Here is an 833-nt window from a genome sequence, read left to right as displayed (position 1 = left end):
AGGGCACGTCGTACGCGCGTGAAGGCGGCTTCCTCTACGACGCGGGGGACTTCGACGCGTCGTTCTTCGGGATCTCGCCGCGTGAGGCCCTCGCCATGGACCCGCAGCAGCGGCTGCTGCTGGAGACCTCGTGGGAGGCGTTCGAGCGGGCCGGGATCGACCCCGCCACGCTGCGCGGCAGCCGTACCGGTGTCTTCGCGGGCACCAACGGCCAGGACTACGCCGGGCTCGTTTCCACTCCGCCCGAGGGCCTGGAGGGCCATCTGGGCACGGGCAACGCGGCCAGCGTGGTGTCCGGGCGGGTGGCGTACACCTTCGGTCTCGAGGGCCCGGCGGTCACGGTGGACACGGCGTGTTCGTCGTCGCTGGTGGCCCTGCACATGGCCGTTCAGGCGCTGCGCGCGGGCGAGTGCACGATGGCGCTCGCCGGTGGCGTCACGGTGATGTCCACGCCGGAGGCGTTCGTGGACTTCAGCCGTCAGCGCGGGCTCGCGGAGGACGGCCGGATCAAGGCGTTCGCGGCCGGTGCGGATGGCACGGGCTGGGGCGAGGGCGTCGGCATGCTGCTGGTCGAGCGGCTGTCGGACGCGGAGAAGCACGGCCACCCGGTGCTGGCCATCGTGCGGGGCAGCGCGATCAACCAGGACGGTGCGAGCAATGGCCTGACCGCGCCGAACGGTCCCTCGCAGCAGCGGGTGATCCGGCAGGCGCTGGCCGGTGCGGGGCTGTCGGCCGGGGATGTGGACGCGGTCGAGGCGCACGGTACGGGTACGACGCTGGGTGACCCGATCGAGGCGCAGGCGCTGCTGGCCACGTACGGGCAGGAGCGGGCC

The 833-nt window shown here is 73.0% G+C and carries 1 protein-coding gene; it reads left to right on the top strand.

Translation table 11 applies throughout. The annotated features are described in order from the left end of the window. The coding region (locus NP777_RS46995; RefSeq protein ID WP_256656341.1) for a polyketide synthase at positions 1-833 on the top strand (833 nt) is incomplete at both ends.

Source organism: Streptomyces rugosispiralis (genome assembly GCF_024505145.1).
Taxonomy (GTDB): Bacteria; Actinomycetota; Actinomycetes; order Streptomycetales; family Streptomycetaceae; genus Streptomyces; species Streptomyces rugosispiralis.
This window is presented reverse-complemented; position numbering and strand designations above follow the sequence as displayed.